The 17,117-nt window shown below is 64.4% G+C and carries 17 protein-coding genes; 2 read left to right on the top strand and 15 right to left on the bottom strand.

Translation table 11 applies throughout. The annotated features are described in order from the left end of the window. Positions 1-81 precede the first annotated feature (81 nt). Positions 82-927 (bottom strand): alpha/beta hydrolase family protein, encoded by an 846-nt coding sequence (locus U5A65_RS10730; RefSeq protein WP_321909449.1) that lies wholly within the window; start codon positions 925-927, stop codon positions 82-84. A gap of 146 nt (positions 928-1,073) precedes the next feature. Further along, positions 1,074-1,400, bottom strand: coding sequence for a hypothetical protein (locus U5A65_RS10725; protein ID WP_158760356.1), 327 nt, complete (start codon positions 1,398-1,400; stop codon positions 1,074-1,076). An 80-nt stretch (positions 1,401-1,480) separates the two neighbouring features. Between U5A65_RS10725 and U5A65_RS10720 the strand changes: the two genes are divergently transcribed. Next, positions 1,481-2,167, top strand: a complete 687-nt coding sequence (locus U5A65_RS10720) for an SOS response-associated peptidase (protein ID WP_321946246.1) — start codon at positions 1,481-1,483, stop codon at positions 2,165-2,167. A 60-nt stretch (positions 2,168-2,227) separates the two neighbouring features. On the opposite strand, the gene rhaS is transcribed toward U5A65_RS10720, so the two are convergent. The 6 genes from rhaS to rhaM all read right to left on the bottom strand — a co-directional run bounded on the left by rhaS (position 2,228) and on the right by rhaM (position 8,188). Further along, on the bottom strand, positions 2,228-3,235 hold the full coding sequence (gene rhaS, locus U5A65_RS10715; RefSeq protein WP_321909454.1) for a rhamnose ABC transporter substrate-binding protein: 1,008 nt from the start codon (positions 3,233-3,235) through the stop codon (positions 2,228-2,230). Between the two features lie 81 nt (positions 3,236-3,316). Beyond that, complete coding sequence (locus U5A65_RS10710) at positions 3,317-4,336, bottom strand: ABC transporter permease (protein WP_321946245.1); 1,020 nt, start codon at positions 4,334-4,336, stop codon at positions 3,317-3,319. Further along, positions 4,329-5,384 carry an ABC transporter permease gene (locus U5A65_RS10705; RefSeq protein WP_321933639.1) on the bottom strand — a complete coding sequence of 352 codons (1,056 nt, stop codon included), beginning with the start codon at positions 5,382-5,384 and terminating at the stop codon, positions 4,329-4,331. Before U5A65_RS10705 ends, U5A65_RS10710 begins: the two co-directional genes overlap by 8 nt. Further along, on the bottom strand, positions 5,381-6,919 hold the full coding sequence (locus U5A65_RS10700; protein ID WP_321946244.1) for a sugar ABC transporter ATP-binding protein: 1,539 nt from the start codon (positions 6,917-6,919) through the stop codon (positions 5,381-5,383). The genes U5A65_RS10705 and U5A65_RS10700 overlap by 4 nt, the downstream gene beginning before the upstream one ends. 28 nt (positions 6,920-6,947) lie before the next feature. Further along, the gene (locus U5A65_RS10695) at positions 6,948-7,853 is read right to left on the bottom strand and encodes an amidohydrolase family protein (RefSeq protein WP_321946243.1); all 906 of its coding nucleotides are present in this window, start codon (positions 7,851-7,853) and stop codon (positions 6,948-6,950) included. 20 nt (positions 7,854-7,873) lie between these two features. Continuing rightward, the gene (gene rhaM / locus U5A65_RS10690) at positions 7,874-8,188 is read right to left on the bottom strand and encodes an L-rhamnose mutarotase (protein ID WP_321946242.1); all 315 of its coding nucleotides are present in this window, start codon (positions 8,186-8,188) and stop codon (positions 7,874-7,876) included. Between the two features lie 202 nt (positions 8,189-8,390). On the opposite strand from rhaM, the gene U5A65_RS10685 reads away from it, so the two are divergent. Further along, positions 8,391-9,383 carry a LysR family transcriptional regulator gene (locus U5A65_RS10685; protein WP_321909461.1) on the top strand — a complete coding sequence of 331 codons (993 nt, stop codon included), beginning with the start codon at positions 8,391-8,393 and terminating at the stop codon, positions 9,381-9,383. Between the two features lie 7 nt (positions 9,384-9,390). Here U5A65_RS10685 and U5A65_RS10680 read toward each other — a convergent pair whose 3' ends face one another. The 7 genes from U5A65_RS10680 to glpK form a co-directional block, all read right to left on the bottom strand. Next, positions 9,391-10,173 (bottom strand): SDR family NAD(P)-dependent oxidoreductase, encoded by a 783-nt coding sequence (locus U5A65_RS10680; RefSeq protein ID WP_158760364.1) that lies wholly within the window; start codon positions 10,171-10,173, stop codon positions 9,391-9,393. 54 nt (positions 10,174-10,227) lie between these two features. Beyond that, the gene (gene rhmD, locus U5A65_RS10675) at positions 10,228-11,406 is read right to left on the bottom strand and encodes an L-rhamnonate dehydratase (RefSeq protein ID WP_321909463.1); all 1,179 of its coding nucleotides are present in this window, start codon (positions 11,404-11,406) and stop codon (positions 10,228-10,230) included. Between the two features lie 24 nt (positions 11,407-11,430). Beyond that, a complete protein-coding gene (locus tag U5A65_RS10670; RefSeq protein WP_321909465.1) occupies positions 11,431-12,789 on the bottom strand; it encodes an MFS transporter in 1,359 nt (452 codons plus the stop codon). A 96-nt stretch (positions 12,790-12,885) separates the two neighbouring features. Continuing rightward, on the bottom strand, positions 12,886-13,638 hold the full coding sequence (locus U5A65_RS10665; protein WP_321909467.1) for an SDR family NAD(P)-dependent oxidoreductase: 753 nt from the start codon (positions 13,636-13,638) through the stop codon (positions 12,886-12,888). Then, a complete protein-coding gene (locus tag U5A65_RS10660; protein WP_321909469.1) occupies positions 13,635-14,498 on the bottom strand; it encodes a fumarylacetoacetate hydrolase family protein in 864 nt (287 codons plus the stop codon). Before U5A65_RS10660 ends, U5A65_RS10665 begins: the two co-directional genes overlap by 4 nt. A gap of 219 nt (positions 14,499-14,717) precedes the next feature. Next, positions 14,718-15,434 (bottom strand): MIP/aquaporin family protein, encoded by a 717-nt coding sequence (locus tag U5A65_RS10655; RefSeq protein ID WP_042261976.1) that lies wholly within the window; start codon positions 15,432-15,434, stop codon positions 14,718-14,720. Positions 15,435-15,548: 114 nt separating this feature from the next. After that, positions 15,549-17,051 (bottom strand): glycerol kinase GlpK, encoded by a 1,503-nt coding sequence (gene glpK / locus U5A65_RS10650; RefSeq protein WP_321909471.1) that lies wholly within the window; start codon positions 17,049-17,051, stop codon positions 15,549-15,551. Positions 17,052-17,117 lie beyond the last annotated feature (66 nt).

Here is a 17,117-nt window from a genome sequence, read left to right as displayed (position 1 = left end):
CGCGGTGCCTGAGGTCGGGCACGCGCTGCGGGCAATCGTGTGATGGAAAGATGTTGGCAAACGCGCGCGAGCCGCGACGCGTTACGCCACTTGCGGATGCCAGCCGGCGCGCTGGAATGTCGTGGCGAAGAAGAGCACCTGATAGCGGATCGAGTTCGACCAGTAGGACCACGTATGACCGCCCGGGCGTTCCGCGTAATCGTGAGGCACGCCCAGTTCGACGAGCTTTTCGTGCAGCGTACGGTTCGACTGCACGAAGAAGTCGCTCACGCCGCAGTCGATGGTGAGCGCGATATGCGCATGCTCGAAGTCCTGCGCACTATCCACGATCGCATTGCTGTTCCAGAACGACGCGTGCCGCGCGGGATCGCCGAATACGTGAGCGATGCCCGGTTCGTCGTCGCAATTGCGCGGATCGACGGCGCCGCTAATGCTGCCGGCCGCGCCGAACGTCTCCTGGCGGTCCAGCGCAATGCGCAGTGCGCCGAAACCGCCCATGCTCAAACCCGTGATCGCGCGCCCCTCGCGCGTGGCGATCGTGCGGAAATGCATGTCGATATACGACACGACCTCGTTGCCGACATAGGTTTCATAACGGCTGCTCCGATCGAACGGGCTGTCGATGTACCAGCTTTCGTGGCCGCCGTCCGGCATCACCAGCACCACGTGGTAACGGTCGGCGAGCTTGCCGATGTGGGTGTTCGAGGTCCAGTCGGCATAACTGCCGCCCGAGCCGTGCAGCACGTAGATGACCGGAAAACGCGCGGCGTGGTTGCCGCGCGCGTAGTCGTCGGGCAGGACGACGGTCGCGTCGAACGAGCGCTGCATCGCGGTGCTTGGGATCGAGACGACACGCGTCTGGTATGCCCAGACGGGAGCACTGAGAAGCAGCGCCAGAACGAACCAGCATGTACGGACAATAGCCATGAGAAGTCGCTCTTGTGTTGACTGCCACGAAAGACAACTGCTTTCAGGGACTCTAACAAGGGCCACTTACAACCAAATTTCAACGTGCCATACGATTTATTGCGAATTGTTCACAAACGTGGGGGAGCCCACATGATGGGGGACGCTCAATCGCCATTGCGCCGCCTGCGTCGCAGCCGCCCCTGCGGCTCGCCCTCATGCAGCAAACCCTTTTGGCGCGCCGTGAGCGGATCGGTCAAACACGGCTCCGCGTCGAGGTCCTGCTCGAAACGCTCCCACATGCCTGCCGGCGTATTCGCCGTGCCCACGCGCTTGCCGATCGTCAGCCGGATCTGGTTCGCCCGGCTGATGGTGGAGCGCAGCCGGTGGATTTCCCAAAGCAACCGCAACACGACCGGCAAGGGATTCCGGTCGTAGATTTCAGCCAGTTCCGCTGCCGTGAGCGGAGGGAAGTGACGATGATCGCGTCCCATTATCCGCCCCAAAACACTGTATATTTATACAGCCTATCACATGTCAGAATGAATCTGAAGGACGGGACGGAGAGACGACCATGTGCACGAACTACGCCGCCGCACGCCGCGACTACCTCTTCAGGCACTACGGCGTCCTGCCGCCGGACGACCCTTGGCGCGACGAGATCTACAAGGACTATGCCGCGCCGGTAATCCGCCGGGCGAGCGAGGTGCCGGATGAGCCCGACGCGCGCGAAGCCCTGCTCGCGACCTTTGGCATGGTGCCGCGCAAGCACATTCCGCCCGGCGTGAAAGTGTTCGACACGATGAATGCGCGCGCTGAATCAGTGGGTGAAAAGCGCAGTTTCAGTGGCGCGTGGAAAAAGCTGCAACTTTGTTTGATTCCGTGCGAGGCGTTTTTCGAGCCGAGCTACGAGACCGGCAACGCGGTACGCTGGCGCATTGGTCTTGCCGATGGCGCGCCGTTCGCCATTGCCGGCTTATGGCGCGAGTGGGACGAAGGCGAGGCCGGCCGTGCGTACTCGTTCACGATGCTCACGGTCAATGCAAGCGAGCATCCGCTCATGAACCGCTTTCACAAGCCCGGGGACGAGAAACGTTCGGTGGTGATCGTGCCGCCTTCCGAGTATGAAAACTGGCTTGCTAGCCGCTCGATGGACGAAGCGAGATCGTTTCTCAATCTTTACCCGGCTGACGGGATGGCGGCCGAGCCTCAGCCCATGCCGCCGCGCGCCACGGCGAAGCCCGAAACGAACGACAAGTAAAAAACGACCCGGGCAAGCCGGGTCGTTCAGCACTCCGCATCAACCCGCAGGCAACGCCAATCAGAAGTTGAAGTTATCGATATTCGAAGCGTCGAACGTCGTGGGCGGCCCGAGAATCACTTCGCCGCTCTTGCCGATCGTGCGCTTGCCGAGCTTGCCCGCATCAAAGGACTCGCCTTCCTTGCCCGTGATCGTGCCCGAAGCCAGATTGGCGGCAGCATACGCAGCGAGATAACCGAGTGCACCCGGGTCCCAAAGCTGGAACGCCTTCACGGTGCCGTTCTTCACGAACGCGCGCATCTGGTTAGGCGTACCGAGGCCTGTCACCACCACTTTGCCCTTGCTCGGCGACGAGGAAATGTAACGCGCCGCCGCCGCGATGCCGACCGATGTAGGCGCAACGATCGCCTTCAGGTTCGGATACGCCTGCAGCAAGCCTTGCGTCTCGACGAAGGACTTCTGGTCGTCGTCGTTGCCGTAGGCGATCTTCACGAGCTTCATCTTCGAATACTCGGGCTTCTTCAGCTCTTCCTGCATCCACTTGATCCAGGTGTTCTGGTTCGTCGCGTTGGGCGTGGCCGAGAGAATCGCGAACTCGCCCTCGCCGCCCATCAGCTTCGAAACGAGCTGGATCTGGCCGCGGCCAATGCCCTCTGCATTCGCCTGGTTCACGAAGATCTGCCGCCCCTCGGGCGCCGTGTCCGAGTCGAACGTAACGACCTTGATGCCCTGGTCCATCGCGCGCTTCAAATACGGCACGAGCGCGTTCGCGTCATTGGCCGCGATCACGATCGCGTCCTGGTGCTGCGTGGTGAGCGTGTTGATGTACGAGACCTGCGAGGACGCGCCCGCGTCCGACGGCCCCACCGCCTTGCCTTCGCCCTTGAACTCCTTGATGGCGTCCAGGCCGCCGTTATCGGCGATCACCTCGTAGGGGTTGTTGATCTGCTTGGGCACGAACGCGATCTTCAGCCCTTCCTTGATGCCGGCCGCATGCGCCGCGACACCGCCTCCCACTAGCATCGCGCACAGCAAGGCCGTGCACACGTGACGTACTGGCTTTCTCATGAATCGTCTCCTCGATGGGTACCGGACGCATCCGGTTGATTTGACTACCTCTTGACTTCATTTCCCTCTTTCACACCATGCTCAAGCCGCCCGTGCGAGCGCGCGTTTGTCGCGCAGCGTGCGCCAGCGCGCCGCGAGATTCGGGATCAGCACCGACGCCAGCAGCAGCGCTCCGGTCACGATCGTGAGCGTCTCGCTCGACACGTCGACGAGCGTGAGCGCATTCTTCAGCACACCTACGATCACAAGCGAGAGCAGCACGCCATACATCGACCCGCGCCCGCCGAAAATGCTCACGCCGCCGAACAACACCGCCGCGATCACCGAAAGCTCGAAGCCCTCGCCGTTGTCGCCGCGCGCGCTCGTGAAGCGCAGCGTATAGACAATGCCCGCGAGCGCGCTCATCACGCCCGACATCACGAACAGGCGCAGCTTGATCTTCGGCACGTCGATGCCCGAGAACGATGCGGCCGTACTGTTCGCGCCGATCGCGTAGAGGCTGCGGCCGAAAGCGGTCGCCTGCAACAGGATCGTGAACACGATGGCGCATGCCGCGACGATCAGGAACGGCAGCGGAATGAAGGTGCTGCCCAGGTTGCTCATGCCAAAGAGCGTATAGCCCGGCGGAAAGTCGGCAATCGCCTGGTCGCCGAGCAGCACGTAAGCCAGCCCGCGAAAGAGCGCGAGCGTGCCGATCGTCACTGCGAGCGAAGGCAGATTGAGCTTCACGATCACGAGCCCGTTGAAGAGGCCCGCGAGGCCGCCCGCCACGAGCACGAGCGCCATGGCGAGGGGCATCGGCAAGCCCATGTGCCAAAGCACGCCCAGCAACGCGCTCGATGCGCCGAGCACTGAGGCCACGGAAAGGTCGATTTCGGCGGCGACGATGATGAGCGTCATCGGCAACGCCATGAGCGCGACTTCGGTGAGATCGGCGAGCACGTTGCTGATGTTCGCTCCCGTGAGGAACACAGGCGAGAGCACGCGCCCCACCACCAGCGAGGCAATGAGAATGACGACGAGCAGCGCTTCCCAGCTAAGCGGCAGGCCGGGCTTGCGCGTGAGCAGCGCGGCGTCGGGTTTCGGGTGGTTCTTAGCCATGGTCGCGTTTCCTCATCATGCGTTTTGCCACGGAGCGGGCGAGCAGCGTATCGGCGGCGATGGCGGCCACGATCAGCGCGCCCTGAATCGCCTGTTCCCAGAATGGCGAGACATGCAGCACCACGAGCGCAATGCTGATCACGCCCAGCACGAGCGCACCGAGCGTCGCGCCGAGTATCGTGCCCACGCCGCCCGTGATCGCCACGCTGCCAACCACGGCGGCCGCGACCACCTGCAGTTCGATGCCCTTCGCGGTGCTCGCATCCACGGTGCCGAAGCGGGAGAGCCACAGCGCGCCAGCCAGGCCCGCTATCGCGCCGCTGATCAGAAAGCCCGTCGCGACACGGCGCTCCACATTGATGCCGGCAAGCCGCGCCGCTTCCGGGTTCGAGCCAATCGCGTAGTACTCGCGGCCCGGCCGGAACTGCTTGAGATACACCGAAAGTCCGGCGAGCAATACGAGCGCGATGAGCGCCAGCACCGGAATGCCGAGCACCGAGCCCGTGGCGAGCCGCGAAAACGCATCGGGCAGGCTCGTGGCGTTGATCTGCCCGCCGTGCACCCACGCATAATCGGCGCCGCGGAAAATGTAGAGCGTGGAGAGCGTCGCGACGAGCGACGGCACACGCCCTACTGCCACGAGCAACGCATTGATTGCGCCCGCAACGAGTCCGATGGCAAGCCCCGCGACGAGCGCAACGAGCACCGGCATATGCGGGAACGCCACGTAAAGACTGCCCACGCCATAGGCGCTGATGCCGACCGTCGACCCGATCGAGAGATCGATATGGCGCATCAGGATCACGATCGTCATGCCCGCCGTGAGCAAGCTCACGATGGAGACGTTCAGCAGCACGTCGCGCAGATTCTGCAGATTGAGGAATTGCGGCCGCGCGAGCGCCGTGCCGCCCACGATCAGCAGCAGGACGACGAAGAGCGTGGTCTCGCGGCTGCGCGCCAGCGCTTCGGCCCACGCGCCAGCGTTGCGCCGCTGCGCGCGCGGCTCGCCGCCGTGCAAGGGATGAGGAGAAGTGGAATGGCGCATCATGCGGCGTGCCCCAGATGAATGTTGGTCTCGCCGAGCGCGGCGCTCATGATGCGCTCTTCGTTGGCGTCGGCGCGCGCAATATCGGCCGTAATGCGGCCTTCGTGCATGACGAGCACGCGGTCCGCCATGCCGAGCACTTCGGGCAGTTCGCTCGAAATCATCAGCACGGCCATGCCCTCTTTCACGAGTTCTGCGAGTGCGCCGTAGACTTCCGCCTTCGCGCCCACGTCAATGCCGCGCGTCGGTTCGTCGATGATGAGCACCTTCGGTCCTGTGGCAAGCCACTTGCCGAGCACCACCTTCTGCTGGTTGCCGCCCGAAAGCGTGCCCACCGGTGCGTTCAGATCGCTCGCCTTCAGGCGCAGGCGCGTGCCCCACTGTCCGGCCAGCTGCACTTCGCGCCCCGTGGAGATGAGGCCGAAGCGCACGAGCCGCCCGAGCACCGTGAGCGACGCATTGCGCGCAATGCTCAGTTCGAGGGCAAGGCCTTGCTGACGCCGGTCCTCCGGCACGAGCGCAAGGCCTGCTTTCACAGCAGCGGCGGGCATGCCGGACGCGAGCGGCTTGCCCGCGATCTGGACTTGCCCCGCATCACACGGATCGATGCCGAATATCGCGCGCGCCACTTCGCTGCGCCCCGCGCCCACGAGCCCCGCAAGCGCGACGATCTCGCCTGCGCGCACGTCGAACGATATGTCCTTGAATACTCCGCGGCGCGTGAGGCCGCGCACCCGCAGCATCACGTCGCCTGGCTGCACTTCGGCCTTCGGGTAGAACGTGGCGAGGTCGCGCCCCACCATCTTCGCGACGATGTCCTGAGTCTTGAGCGTGGCCGTGGGTGCGTCGAACACCTTGGCGCCGTCACGCATGATCGTCACGTGCTGCGTGAGCGCGAACACTTCTTCGAGCCGGTGCGTGATGAAGAGAATCGCCACGCCCCGGTCGCGCAACGTGCGGGCTATCGTAAAGAGCCGCTCGACTTCGGGCAGCGAAAGCGCGGCAGTCGGCTCGTCCATGATGAGCACGTTCGCGTTGAGCGACAGCGCCTTCGCAATCTCGATCACCTGCTGGTCCGCAATCGAAAGGCCGCGCACGAGCCGCTCTGCCTTCAGTTCGACACCGAGCGATTCGAGCAGCGCCGCCACTTCGCGATGCATCGTGTCGTAGTCGATGCGGCCCACGCGATCCACGGGCTGACGGCCCATATAGATGTTCTCCGCAATCGAAAGATCGAAGAACAGCGTGGGCTCCTGATAGATCACCGCGATGCCGGCGTCGCGGGCCTGCGCAGGCGTCGCGAACGCGCGCGCCACGCCGTCGATACGCATTTCGCCGCCATCGGGCTGGTGCACGCCCGCGAGAATCTTCACGAGCGTCGACTTGCCCGCGCCGTTTTCGCCGAGCAGCGCGTGCACCTCGCCCGCCATGAGCCTCAAGCTGCCGTCGATGAGCGCGCGCACGCGCCCGAACGACTTGCTCGCGTTACGCAACTCGAGCCGCGGAGTGCCGCCGGCCGTGACTTTTTCTGCTTCCACACCTGTCTCCATGTCGTTGCGCGCACACTCAAATGCGGTAGATACGTTCAGCGTTGCCGCGAAATAGCGCCGCGTGCTCGCTCTCGCTCGCGCCGCTCACGATCGACGCATACGCATGCCATAGCTTCGAATAGCCGCCGAACAGGCGGTCCACCGGAAAGTTCGAGGCGAACATTGCGTGATCCGCACCGAACGCGTCGATCGTTTCCAGCACATAAGGCCGCAGGCTTTCGACGCTCCATTCATGATCGAACATTGCCAGCCCACTGATTTTCACGGCTACGTTCGGGCACGCCGCGAGCAGGCGCAGGCCTTCTCGCCACGCACGGTAGCCCGCCACGCTGTTGCGGTCGACGAACATGCCCGCGTGGTTGACTACTAGCTGGATGCCGGGATGCGCTTGCGCGAGTGCGGCCGCCTCCTCCATCTGCGAGGGATAAATCTGCAGGTCGAACGAAAGCCCATGCTTCTCCAGCAGCGCGAAGTTCTCACGCCATGTCGCCTCGCGCATGTAGTGCCGGCCCACGTAGTCGTAGAGCTTGTTTTCGTGGACGTTGAGAATCTGGCGAATGCCGCGCGTGCGAGCGAAGGCGGCGTGCGCTTCGAGTACGGCGGCCGCGTTCGGCGCACTCAGGTCGCATGCGGCCACGATGGCGTCAGGCAATGCGCGTGCTTCACCCGCGTTCGCTGCGTTGTCCGCAATCGACTCCAGCCAGCGCGTTTCCTCCACCGGATCTTCAGGATCGTGATTCGCCTCGACGTGCACGACCTTGAGCACGTCGATGTCGCCCGCCTCGCGCAGCAGGTCGTCAGGCAGATAGTTGTGCTTGAGCTCGCGCGCATCGCCCACGAACGACGTGCCCGGATTCGCGAGCCACGGGTAATGATGCGTATCGAGGTTCCAGAAGTGGACGTGCGGATCGACGACCTGCATGGCATGCTCCTCGCGTGTGCTCAAGGCAAATGGAAAACCTGCACGAGTGGCTGTTGCAGCGGCACGTTGTGCGCGTCCGCTTGCATGATGTCGGCCATGTAATCCCACCATTTGCGCATGACGGGCAACTCGGGCAGCGCGTCCATGGTGTGATCGTCGCGGCGTTCGAGCACGGCGAAGAGATGGTGCGTCGCCTCGTCGAGAAAGATGCGGTAATTTTTCACGCCCGCATCGCGCAGCGCGCTCGCGAGTTCGGGCCAGATTTCGCGGTGACGCCGCTCGTATTCGTCCCGCTTGCCGGGATCGAGCTGCATGCGAAACGCAATTGTCTCCATGATCGTGTCTCCGTCCAGCCTTGTTTCGGCGTGCGCTTCATTGCGCCTCGCGCGCGTTGCCTCGGTGTTTGCCCTGGCTTCGCAGCGCGCAACGGCACGCGTTTTTACGTAGTTAGCCGCGTTGTGATCCGACTATAATTCCCGCATCGATAGCCAACCAATCCGATGTTGGGATCGGGCGATGCACAAACCGGATCGCTCCATGAATCATCAAACTGCCGTCGTCGCACTCGTCAACCGGCTCAGATTCAAACATCTCGCCTTGCTCGTCGCACTCGACGACGCGCGCAACGTTCATCAAGCCGCCGACGCCATCAACGTCGCCCAACCCAGCGCGAGCCGCATGCTGAGCGACATCGAAGAAGCGTTCGGCTTCCGGCTCTTCGAGCGCAATGCGCGCGGCATGCAGCCCACCGCGCTTGGCGTCGTCACGCTCGCCTACGCGCGCCGCGCGCTCGCCGAACTCACGCGCTTTGCCGAAGACCTCGACGTGAAGCGCCGCGGCGGTCACGGCCAGCTCACCGTGGGCGCGATCATGGGCGCCGCGCCGGACCTGCTCGCGCAAGCCGTCGCCACGCTCAAGACCGAACGGCCGCTGCTGCACGTGCGCATCCTCGGCGAAACGAGCGACCAGGTCGTGCAACTGCTGCATCGCCGCGAAGTCGATCTCGCGCTCGGGCGCCTCACCACGCCGCTGCAGCACAACGACTTCAGCTTCGAGCCCATCGCACGCGAAACGCTCGTGCTCGTGGTGCGCGCGCGCCATCCGCTTGCACGGCGCGAACACGTCACGCTCGCGGAGCTGATGGACTGGCCATGGGTGGCACAGCCCATTGCGAGCCCCGCGCGCGAGTTGTTCGAAGGCGAACTTGCGCGTGCCGGTCTTGGCACGCCCGCCAATCTCACTGAGTCGGCCTCGATCTTCGCCACGCTGCAACTGCTCGAAAGCTTCGACGCCGTGGCCATGCTGCCCGAGCCGGTCGTGCGCGACCATGTGCGCGGCAAGCTGCTCGTCGTGCTGCCGCTCGAAATCGGCAAGAGCCTGCCGGGCTACGGCGTGCTCACGCGCAAGAACGAGCCGCTTGCGGAGCCCGCCGAGCATTTCGTCGGCTTGCTGCGGCGCTTTTCGCAGCCCTTCAAGATGGACGATATCGCTCACGGTGGTTCGCACGCAGCCGCGCTCGCTCCTCATTGATGCGTTTTCACTGCAGGTTCACGAAGAGCCCGCCGTCGACGAGCAACGCCGCGCCCGTCACATAGCGCGCGCGGTCCGAGGCGAGAAACACCACGCATTCGGCCACGTCCTCCGGCGCACCCAGGCGCCCGAGGGGAATGCGCTTTTCGAAGTACTCGCGTTTGCTTTCGTCGCTCAAGTCTTCGGCGTTCAGGTCGGTGGCGATCGTGCCCGGCATCACCGAATTGCAGCGTATGCCATAGGGTCCCAGCGCAATCGCGCAAGACTGCATGAGCGAATGCACGCCGGCCTTGGTCGGCGTGTAGTGCGTTTGCATGCCGCCGCCCACGAGCGCGCTGATCGAACTCGTCGCCACGATCGCGCCGCCCGTGCCCTGCTCCTTCATTTGACGCGCAACGGCCTGGGTCACATAGAACGCGCCGTTCAGGTTCACGCCTATTGTGCGTTCGAGCACGGCGGGCGGCATGTCGAGAAACGAGTGGAACGGGCAGATACCCGCATTGCTTGCGAGCACATCGACCTTGCCGAAGCGCTCCACCGTCTGCCTCACGAGGTCCACGCCGGTTTGCGGCGCGGCCACGTTGCCTTCCAGCGCAATCGCGCGGCGCCCTAGCCGCTCGATCTCGCCCACGACCTCGTCGATCGCCGAGCGGCGGCCGTACGAGGCGTCGTTGTCGCCCCAGTAGTTGATCGCGACATCGGCGCCCTCGCGGGCGCTGGCAATCGCAATGGCGCGGCCGATGCCGCGCGAACCGCCGGTGACGATCACCACCTTGTCCTTGAGCAGCACGTGCTTTCTCCTCGTAGCTTTCGATGAGCCTCGATCAGCGCGCTTTCGCTGCGCTTAATGTGTATAAGGACGCGACAGTTTGCAGTCCGGATTAAGCCGCACGCCGAAGCCAGGCGCATCCGGCACCTTGAGGCGGCCCTTCACCGGCACCGGTTCGTCGAGCAGCAGCGGCGTGAACATCGGCACCACCTTGTCGGCCTTCGGCGCCATCATGAGGAATTCCGCGAACGGCGAATTGTGGCGCGTCACGACGAAGTGATAGCTGTACACCGACGAGCCATGCGGAACGACCAGCACATTGTGCGCGTCGGCGAGCGCCGAAATCTTGATGAGTTCGGTCATGCCGCCGCACCAGTTCACGTCAGGCTGGATCAGGTCGCAGCACCCCATTTCCAGCAGCATGCGAAAGCCCCAGCGCGTGGCCTCGTGTTCGCCCGTGGAGACCATCATGCCGCGCGGCACGTTGCGGCGCAGTTCGGCATAGCCCCAGTAGTCGTCGGGCGGCAGGCATTCCTCGATCCACTTGAGGTTGTACTCCTGCGCGGCTTGCGCGAGGCGCGTGGCATAGCGCACGTCGAGGCTCATCCAGCAGTCATACATAAGCCAGAAGTCGTCGCCCACGCGCTCGCGCATCGTAGCGAGCAGTTCGATGTTCTTCCGGAGGCCCTCCTCGCCTTCGGCCGGACCGTGCAGCAACGGCAGCTTGCCGCCGATGAAGCCCATTTCCTTCGCGAGGTCGGGGCGCGCACCGGTCGCGTAGAACATCAGCTCGTCGCGCACCGGGCCGCCGAGCAGTTGATACACAGGCTCCTTGCGAATCTGCCCGAGCAGGTCCCACAGCGCGAGATCGACGCCCGAAATGGTGTTGAGCACAACGCCCTTGCGGCCGTAGTAGAGCGTGGCGTAGTACATCTGATCCCACATCTTCTCGATGTCGGTAACGACCTGCCCTTCGAGAAAGCGCGCGAGATGCTTCTCGACGATGAACGCGCCGATCTCGCCGCCCGTGGTCACGGCAAAGCCCACGGTGCCGTCGCTCGCCTCCACTTCCACGACGAGCGTGCCGAGCACGTCGATGCCGAACGAGCGGCGGCTCTGGCGATACTCGGGATAGCGCGCCATGGGCGTGGAAATGTGGTCGTCGATCCAGTGGCCGTCGGGTTGATCGTGATAGTCGGCGCCGCCGCCGCGCACGGTGAAGGCTCGCACGTGTTTGATGGTTGGCATGGCCATGTGACGTAGCTCCTGTGTAGTGGATTAACGCGCGCGCCGCACGGGCGGCTCGAACGAACGAGCCGCCGGGGTAACGGCGCGCGGCGCGACGATAAGGATGAGCAGCGCGGCGGCAATGCTCGCAAGGCCGAGCAGTTCGAGGCCCGCCGCGTGTGAAGCGAAGTTCCGGTCGGCGGCGGCGCGCAGCATCGGCGCGACGAAACCGCCCAGACCGCCGAGCGAGTTGATGAGCGCAATACCGCTGGCCGAGGCCGCGCCCGCAAGGTCGCGCGCCGGGAAGGTCCAGAAGAGCGGCTGCGCCGCAATGAAGCCGCTTGCAGCGAAACACAGGCCGACCATCGCGACGATCGCGCCCGCCGTGCCGCCAAGACCGCCCGCCAGGCCCGAGACCACAATGCCGGCACCCGACATCACGAGCAGGCGCGCAGCCCACGCACGATGACCGCCCAGGCGGTCCGCGCGGCGCGGCACGATCCACGTGAGCGCCACGGCGCACAGCCAGGGCACCGCCGCGAGCAGGCCCACCTTCAATCCCACGGATGCGCCCACGATCGAGGCCACCTGTTGCGGCAAAAAGAAGATCACGCCGTACACGCTCATCTGGATCAGCGCGTAGATGCCGGCATAGGCGAGCACGCGGCGGTCGAACAACGCAGCGAGCGCATCGCGCGGACCATGCGCGGCGGCCTCGCGCGCATCGAGCTGGATCGCGCTGCAAAGCGCGCGGCGTTCGTCGGCGTTCAGCCAGCGCGCGTCCTCGGGCTTGTCGACGAGATACCAGAAAGCCCACACGCCCACGACCGAGGCAAGGCCGCCCTCTACGAGAAAGAGCCATTTCCAGCCCGCGAGCCCGAAGGTGCCGTGCATGTCGATCAGAAGTCCTGACAACGGCCCGCCGAAGATGAACGCAAGTGGCGCGCCGAAATAAAACACGCCGATCGCGCGCGCACGCGAGGACTGCGGGAACCACTGCGTGAGGTAATAGATGATCCCGGGGAAGAACCCCGCTTCGGCCACGCCCAGCAGGAATCGCAGCACGTAGAACGAGGTAGGCGACTGCACCCACGCCATGGCCGCGGAAATCAGGCCCCACGTGACCATGATGCGGCACATCCAGATGCGCGCGCCCACGCGGTGCAGCGCGAGATTGCTCGGCACTTCGAACAGCGCGTAGCCGACGAAGAACACGCCGGCGCCGAAGGCAAATGCCGCATCCGACAGGCCCGTATCGTGCTGCAGCGCCTTTTGCGCGAAGCCGATATTCGCGCGGTCGAGAAACGCGAGCACGTACATCAAGAGCAGGAACGGCAAGAGGCGGCGCATGGCCTTGCGGCCAGCGGCTTCTGCCAGGGTGGGTGCCAAGCCAGGTGCCTCGATCGACATCAATGTCTCCTGTCGGCGCTTGTCTGTTACCGCTGCGCCGTTATCGTGTTCCCGCGCGCTCAATCAGACCCATGCGCGCGGGTCATGCTTGCCGCCTCAGTACGTTGCGCGTCCGCCCGAAAGATCGAACACCGAACCGGTGCTAAATGCGCAGTCTTCCGTCGTGAGCCACACGATCATCGAAGCGGCCTCGTCCGGCATCAGGAAGCGGTTCATCGGGATCTTGGCGAGCATGTAGTCGATATGCTGCTGCGACATCGAATCGAAGATCTCGGTCTTGGCCGCCGCCGGCGTCACGGCATTGACGAGCACGCCCTTCGTGGCAAGCTCCTTGCCGAGCGACTTGGTGAGCCCGATCACTCCGGCCTTCGATGCACTGTAGTGCGAAGCATTCGGATTGCCTTCCTTGCCGGCCACGGAGGCGATATTGACGATGCGCCCATACCCCTGCTCGATCATGCGCGGCACCACGGCGCGGCAGGTGAGGTAGCTGCCGATCAGATTCACTTCGATCACGCGGCGCCACACCTCCACGGGCAACTCCCACGTGAGGCCATTGCCGCCCGTAATGCCTGCGCTGTTCACGAGCGCGTGAATCGCGCCGTGCGTCTTCACGGTTTGCTGCGCGGCGGCCTCGACCGACGCTTCATCGGTCAACTCGACTGTCACCACCGAGACATTGCCAAGCTCCGACAACTCGCTGCGCGCGCGCTCGAGCCGCTCGGCGTCGATGTCCCACAACGCGACCGCCGCGCCCGAGCGCAGTGCGCGTTGTGCCACGGCATAACCCAGACCGCGTGCGCCGCCCGTCACCACCATCACGCGATTCTTCAGATCCAGTTGATTCATTGCGCCTGCCCTCCTTGTTCCGCCACGAGGCGTTGCTGTTGTTCGCCGAGCCCGCTCGCGCCGAGGCGCATGGTCTGGCCCGCGCGCAGATAGATCGGCTCGGGCTTCTGCCCCATGCCCACGCCCGGCGGCGTGCCGGTCGAGATCACATCGCCGGGCTGCAGGCTCATGAACTGGCTGATATAGGAAACGAGCGTGGCCACGTCGAAGATCATCGTGCGCGTGTTGCCGTTCTGGTAGCGCTTGCCGTCGACTTCGAGCCACATGTCGAGCGCCTGCGGGTCGGCGACTTCGTCGCGTGTGACGAGCCAGGGGCCGAGCGGCGCGAAAGTGTCGTAGCCCTTGCCCTTGTCCCATTGGCCACCGCGCTCGATCTGCCATTCGCGCTCGGAAACATCGTTGACCACGCAATAACCGGCCACATAATCGAGCGCACGCTCGCGCGGCACATTGCGCGCTTCTTCGCCGATCACAACACCTAGCTCGACTTCCCAGTCGACCTTCTTCGCGCCCGGAGGAATCAGCACGTCGTCGTTGGGGCCGGTGACGGAACTCGTTGCCTTGAGGAAGAGCACCGGCTCCTTGGGCACGGGCATATTCGATTCGGCGGCGTGGTCGGAGTAGTTGAGGCCCACGCAGACGATCTTGCCGACGCCGCCCACGCACGGGCCCAGGCGGGTGTTGGCGGGAACGAGCGGCAAGGCGGTGAGATCGAGTGCCGCGAGTTCGCGCAGCGCAGCCGCGCCGAGGCGCTTGCCGGCCACGTCTGGCGTGACGCCGGAGAGATCACGCACGCGCCCCTCGTTGTCGATCACACCCGGCTTTTCAGCCCCCTTACTGCCCCAGCGGACCAGCTTCATGTGGCGTCTCCTGATATTGGAATGCATCGTTGACAGCCAATATAGGTGCGCCGCGATAGCCGAACAATCCGAAAGCCGCATGAGGCGATAGCGAAACCGGATCGCGCCCTTTCAAACGTTATGCGTTATAGATACGCAGATAAACAAAAGCCCGCGAACGCCTTGACGTTCGCGGGCTTTGTGCACTGCAACGCGCCTGCGAGACAGGCGCGACGGGCATCAGTGCATTGCGTGCAGGTAATGATAGAGACCGGCCGCAGCCGCGCCGCCGGCAAGCGGGCCGAACACCGGAATCCACGCATAGCGCCAGTCGCTGTCGCGCTTGCCCGGAATGGGCAGCAGCGCGTGCATGATGCGCGGCGAGAGATCGCGCGCCGGGCTCATCGCATAGCCGGTCGGGCCGCCGAGCGAAATGCCGATGCCGAGCACGAGCAGGCCCACGGGCAGCGCGTCGAGCGCGCCGAGGCCCACCTGCGGCGAGGCCAGATAGAGCACGCCCAGAATCAGCACGAAGGTGCAGATCGCTTCCGTCAACACGTTGTGCCGCTTGCTGCGAATAGCAGGCGCCGTGCAAAACACCGCGAGCTTGATATCCGGATCGGCTTCGTTTGCGAAGTGCTGGCGATAGGCGAGCCACACGAGCAGTGCGCCCGCCATGCCGCCGAGCATCTGCGCCGCGATATAGCCGCCGACCTTCGACCAGGCGAACTTGCCCGCCAGCGCGAGGCTGATCGTCACGATGGGGTTGAGGTGCGCGCCGCTGAACGAGGCCGTCACGTAGACCGCCACGAACACGGCCATGGCCCAGCCCATCACGATGACGATGAGGTCGGCGCCCTTGCCCTTCGTTTTCGCGAGCAGCACGTTGGCGACAGCGCCGTTGCCTAGCAGCACGAGAATGGCCGTGCCAATGAATTCCGCAAGATAGGGTGACATGATTGTCGAAGTCTCTCTCTGCCCGCGCGGCGCATGCGCATGTAGCGCATGCGAACCCGCTGCGGGTTATGTTAATTAGTTATGCTTGTTTGTTTGAAAGGCGGATTGCGCGGCTCAGTGCGAGTCGTCCGCCCAGGCCTTGGCCGCACGCACCGCGCGCTGCCAGCCCGCGCGGCAGGCGTCGACCTGCGCGGCCGGCATCGACGGCGAGAAACGCCGGTCGAGTTTCCACTGGGTCTGCAACTCGCCCACGTTTTGCCAGTAGCCCGTTGCAAGGCCCGCGAGGTAGGCCGCGCCGAGCGCCGTGGTTTCGGTGATCTTCGGGCGTACCGCATCCACGCCGAGCAGGTCTGCCTGGAATTGCATGAGCAGATTGTTCGCGCTCGCGCCGCCGTCCACGCGCAACTCGCCCACGCTGATACCCGAATCCGCTTCCATCGCAGCCAGCACGTCGAGCGACTGGTACGCGATCGAGTCGAGCGCCGCGCGCGCAAGGTGCGCCGAGGTCGTGCCGCGCGTCACGCCGAACAGCGTGCCGCGTGCGTGCGCGTTCCAGTGCGGCGCGCCGAGGCCCGCGAAGGCCGGCACGAGGTACACGCCATCCGTATGCGGCACGCTCGCGGCGAGCGCCTCGATTTCCGGCGCGCTCTTGATAATGCCCATGCCGTCGCGCAGCCACTGCACCACCGCGCCCGCAATGAAGATGCTGCCTTCGAGCGCGTAGTTGACCTCGTCGCCGATCTGCCAGGCAATCGTCGTCACGAGGTTGTTCTTCGACTCGATGGGCTTCGTGCCCGTGTTCATCATCAGGAAGCAGCCCGTGCCGTAGGTGTTCTTCACCATGCCCGTGCTCGTGCACATCTGGCCGAACATCGCGGCCTGCTGGTCGCCCGCGATGCCGGCCAGCGGAATCTTCGAGGCAAACACCGTGGTCTTGGTCGGGCCATAAATTTCGGATGACGAACGGACTTCGGGCAGCATGCTGCGCGGAATTTCGAGCGCGTCAAGCAGCTCGTCGTCCCATTGGCGCGTGTGAATGTTGAAGAGCATGGTGCGCGACGCGTTCGTCACGTCGGTCACGTGCAGTTCGTGCTTCGTGAAGTTCCACACGAGCCAGCTGTCCACGGTGCCGAACGCCAGCTTGCCTTGACGCGCTTTTTCGCGTGCGCCGGGCACGTTGTCGAGAATCCAGCGGATCTTGGTGCCCGAGAAGTACGAGTCGATCGGCAAGCCGGTCTTCGCGCGCACTTTTTCTTCGAGGCCGCGCTCCTTGAGCGAGTCGCAGAAGTCGGCCGTGCGGCGGTCCTGCCACACAATGGCGTTATAGATGGGATGGCCCGTTTCCCGGTCCCAGACGATGGTCGTCTCGCGCTGGTTCGTAATGCCAATCGCGGCGATATTGGTGCCGTTCAGGCCCGCGCGCGTGACGGCCTCGGCGGCCACGCCGGCCTGCGTCGACCAGATTTCCTGCGGATCGTGCTCGACCCAGCCCGGCTGCGGATAAATCTGCTCGAATTCCTTTTGAGCGACCGAAACGATATTGCCCTGGCGGTCGAACAGCATGGCGCGCGAACTCGTGGTGCCCTGGTCGAGCGCAAGAATGTACTGTTCCTGCATGTCTCTCATCTCCGTGTGTACTAGTTGTGATTGTGCGCCGTGGGGGACGGCGCGGGGGGTACGTGC

The sequence above is a fragment of the Paraburkholderia sp. J10-1 genome (assembly GCF_905220165.1).
Taxonomy (GTDB): Bacteria; Pseudomonadota; Gammaproteobacteria; order Burkholderiales; family Burkholderiaceae; genus Paraburkholderia.
The sequence above is the reverse complement of the archived record's forward strand: the minus strand, read 5'-3'. Positions and strand labels throughout refer to the sequence as shown.

Excerpts from the sequence above, each read along its gene's own strand:
- U5A65_RS10730 (WP_321909449.1), bottom strand. The coding sequence starts at position 927 with ATGGCTATTGTCCGTACATGCTGGTTCGTTCTGGCGCTGCTTCTCAGT.
- U5A65_RS10725 (WP_158760356.1), bottom strand. The coding sequence starts at position 1,400 with ATGGGACGCGATCATCGTCACTTCCCTCCGCTCACGGCAGCGGAACTG.
- U5A65_RS10720 (WP_321946246.1), top strand. The coding sequence starts at position 1,481 with ATGTGCACGAACTACGCCGCCGCACGCCGCGACTACCTCTTCAGGCAC.
- rhaS (WP_321909454.1), bottom strand. The coding sequence starts at position 3,235 with ATGAGAAAGCCAGTACGTCACGTGTGCACGGCCTTGCTGTGCGCGATG.
- U5A65_RS10710 (WP_321946245.1), bottom strand. The coding sequence starts at position 4,336 with ATGGCTAAGAACCACCCGAAACCCGACGCCGCGCTGCTCACGCGCAAG.
- U5A65_RS10705 (WP_321933639.1), bottom strand. The coding sequence starts at position 5,384 with ATGATGCGCCATTCCACTTCTCCTCATCCCTTGCACGGCGGCGAGCCG.
- U5A65_RS10695 (WP_321946243.1), bottom strand. The coding sequence starts at position 7,853 with ATGCAGGTCGTCGATCCGCACGTCCACTTCTGGAACCTCGATACGCAT.
- rhaM (WP_321946242.1), bottom strand. The coding sequence starts at position 8,188 with ATGGAGACAATTGCGTTTCGCATGCAGCTCGATCCCGGCAAGCGGGAC.
- U5A65_RS10685 (WP_321909461.1), top strand. The coding sequence starts at position 8,391 with ATGAATCATCAAACTGCCGTCGTCGCACTCGTCAACCGGCTCAGATTC.
- rhmD (WP_321909463.1), bottom strand. The coding sequence starts at position 11,406 with ATGGCCATGCCAACCATCAAACACGTGCGAGCCTTCACCGTGCGCGGC.
- U5A65_RS10670 (WP_321909465.1), bottom strand. The coding sequence starts at position 12,789 with ATGTCGATCGAGGCACCTGGCTTGGCACCCACCCTGGCAGAAGCCGCT.
- U5A65_RS10665 (WP_321909467.1), bottom strand. The coding sequence starts at position 13,638 with ATGAATCAACTGGATCTGAAGAATCGCGTGATGGTGGTGACGGGCGGC.
- U5A65_RS10660 (WP_321909469.1), bottom strand. The coding sequence starts at position 14,498 with ATGAAGCTGGTCCGCTGGGGCAGTAAGGGGGCTGAAAAGCCGGGTGTG.
- U5A65_RS10655 (WP_042261976.1), bottom strand. The coding sequence starts at position 15,434 with ATGTCACCCTATCTTGCGGAATTCATTGGCACGGCCATTCTCGTGCTG.
- glpK (WP_321909471.1), bottom strand. The coding sequence starts at position 17,051 with ATGCAGGAACAGTACATTCTTGCGCTCGACCAGGGCACCACGAGTTCG.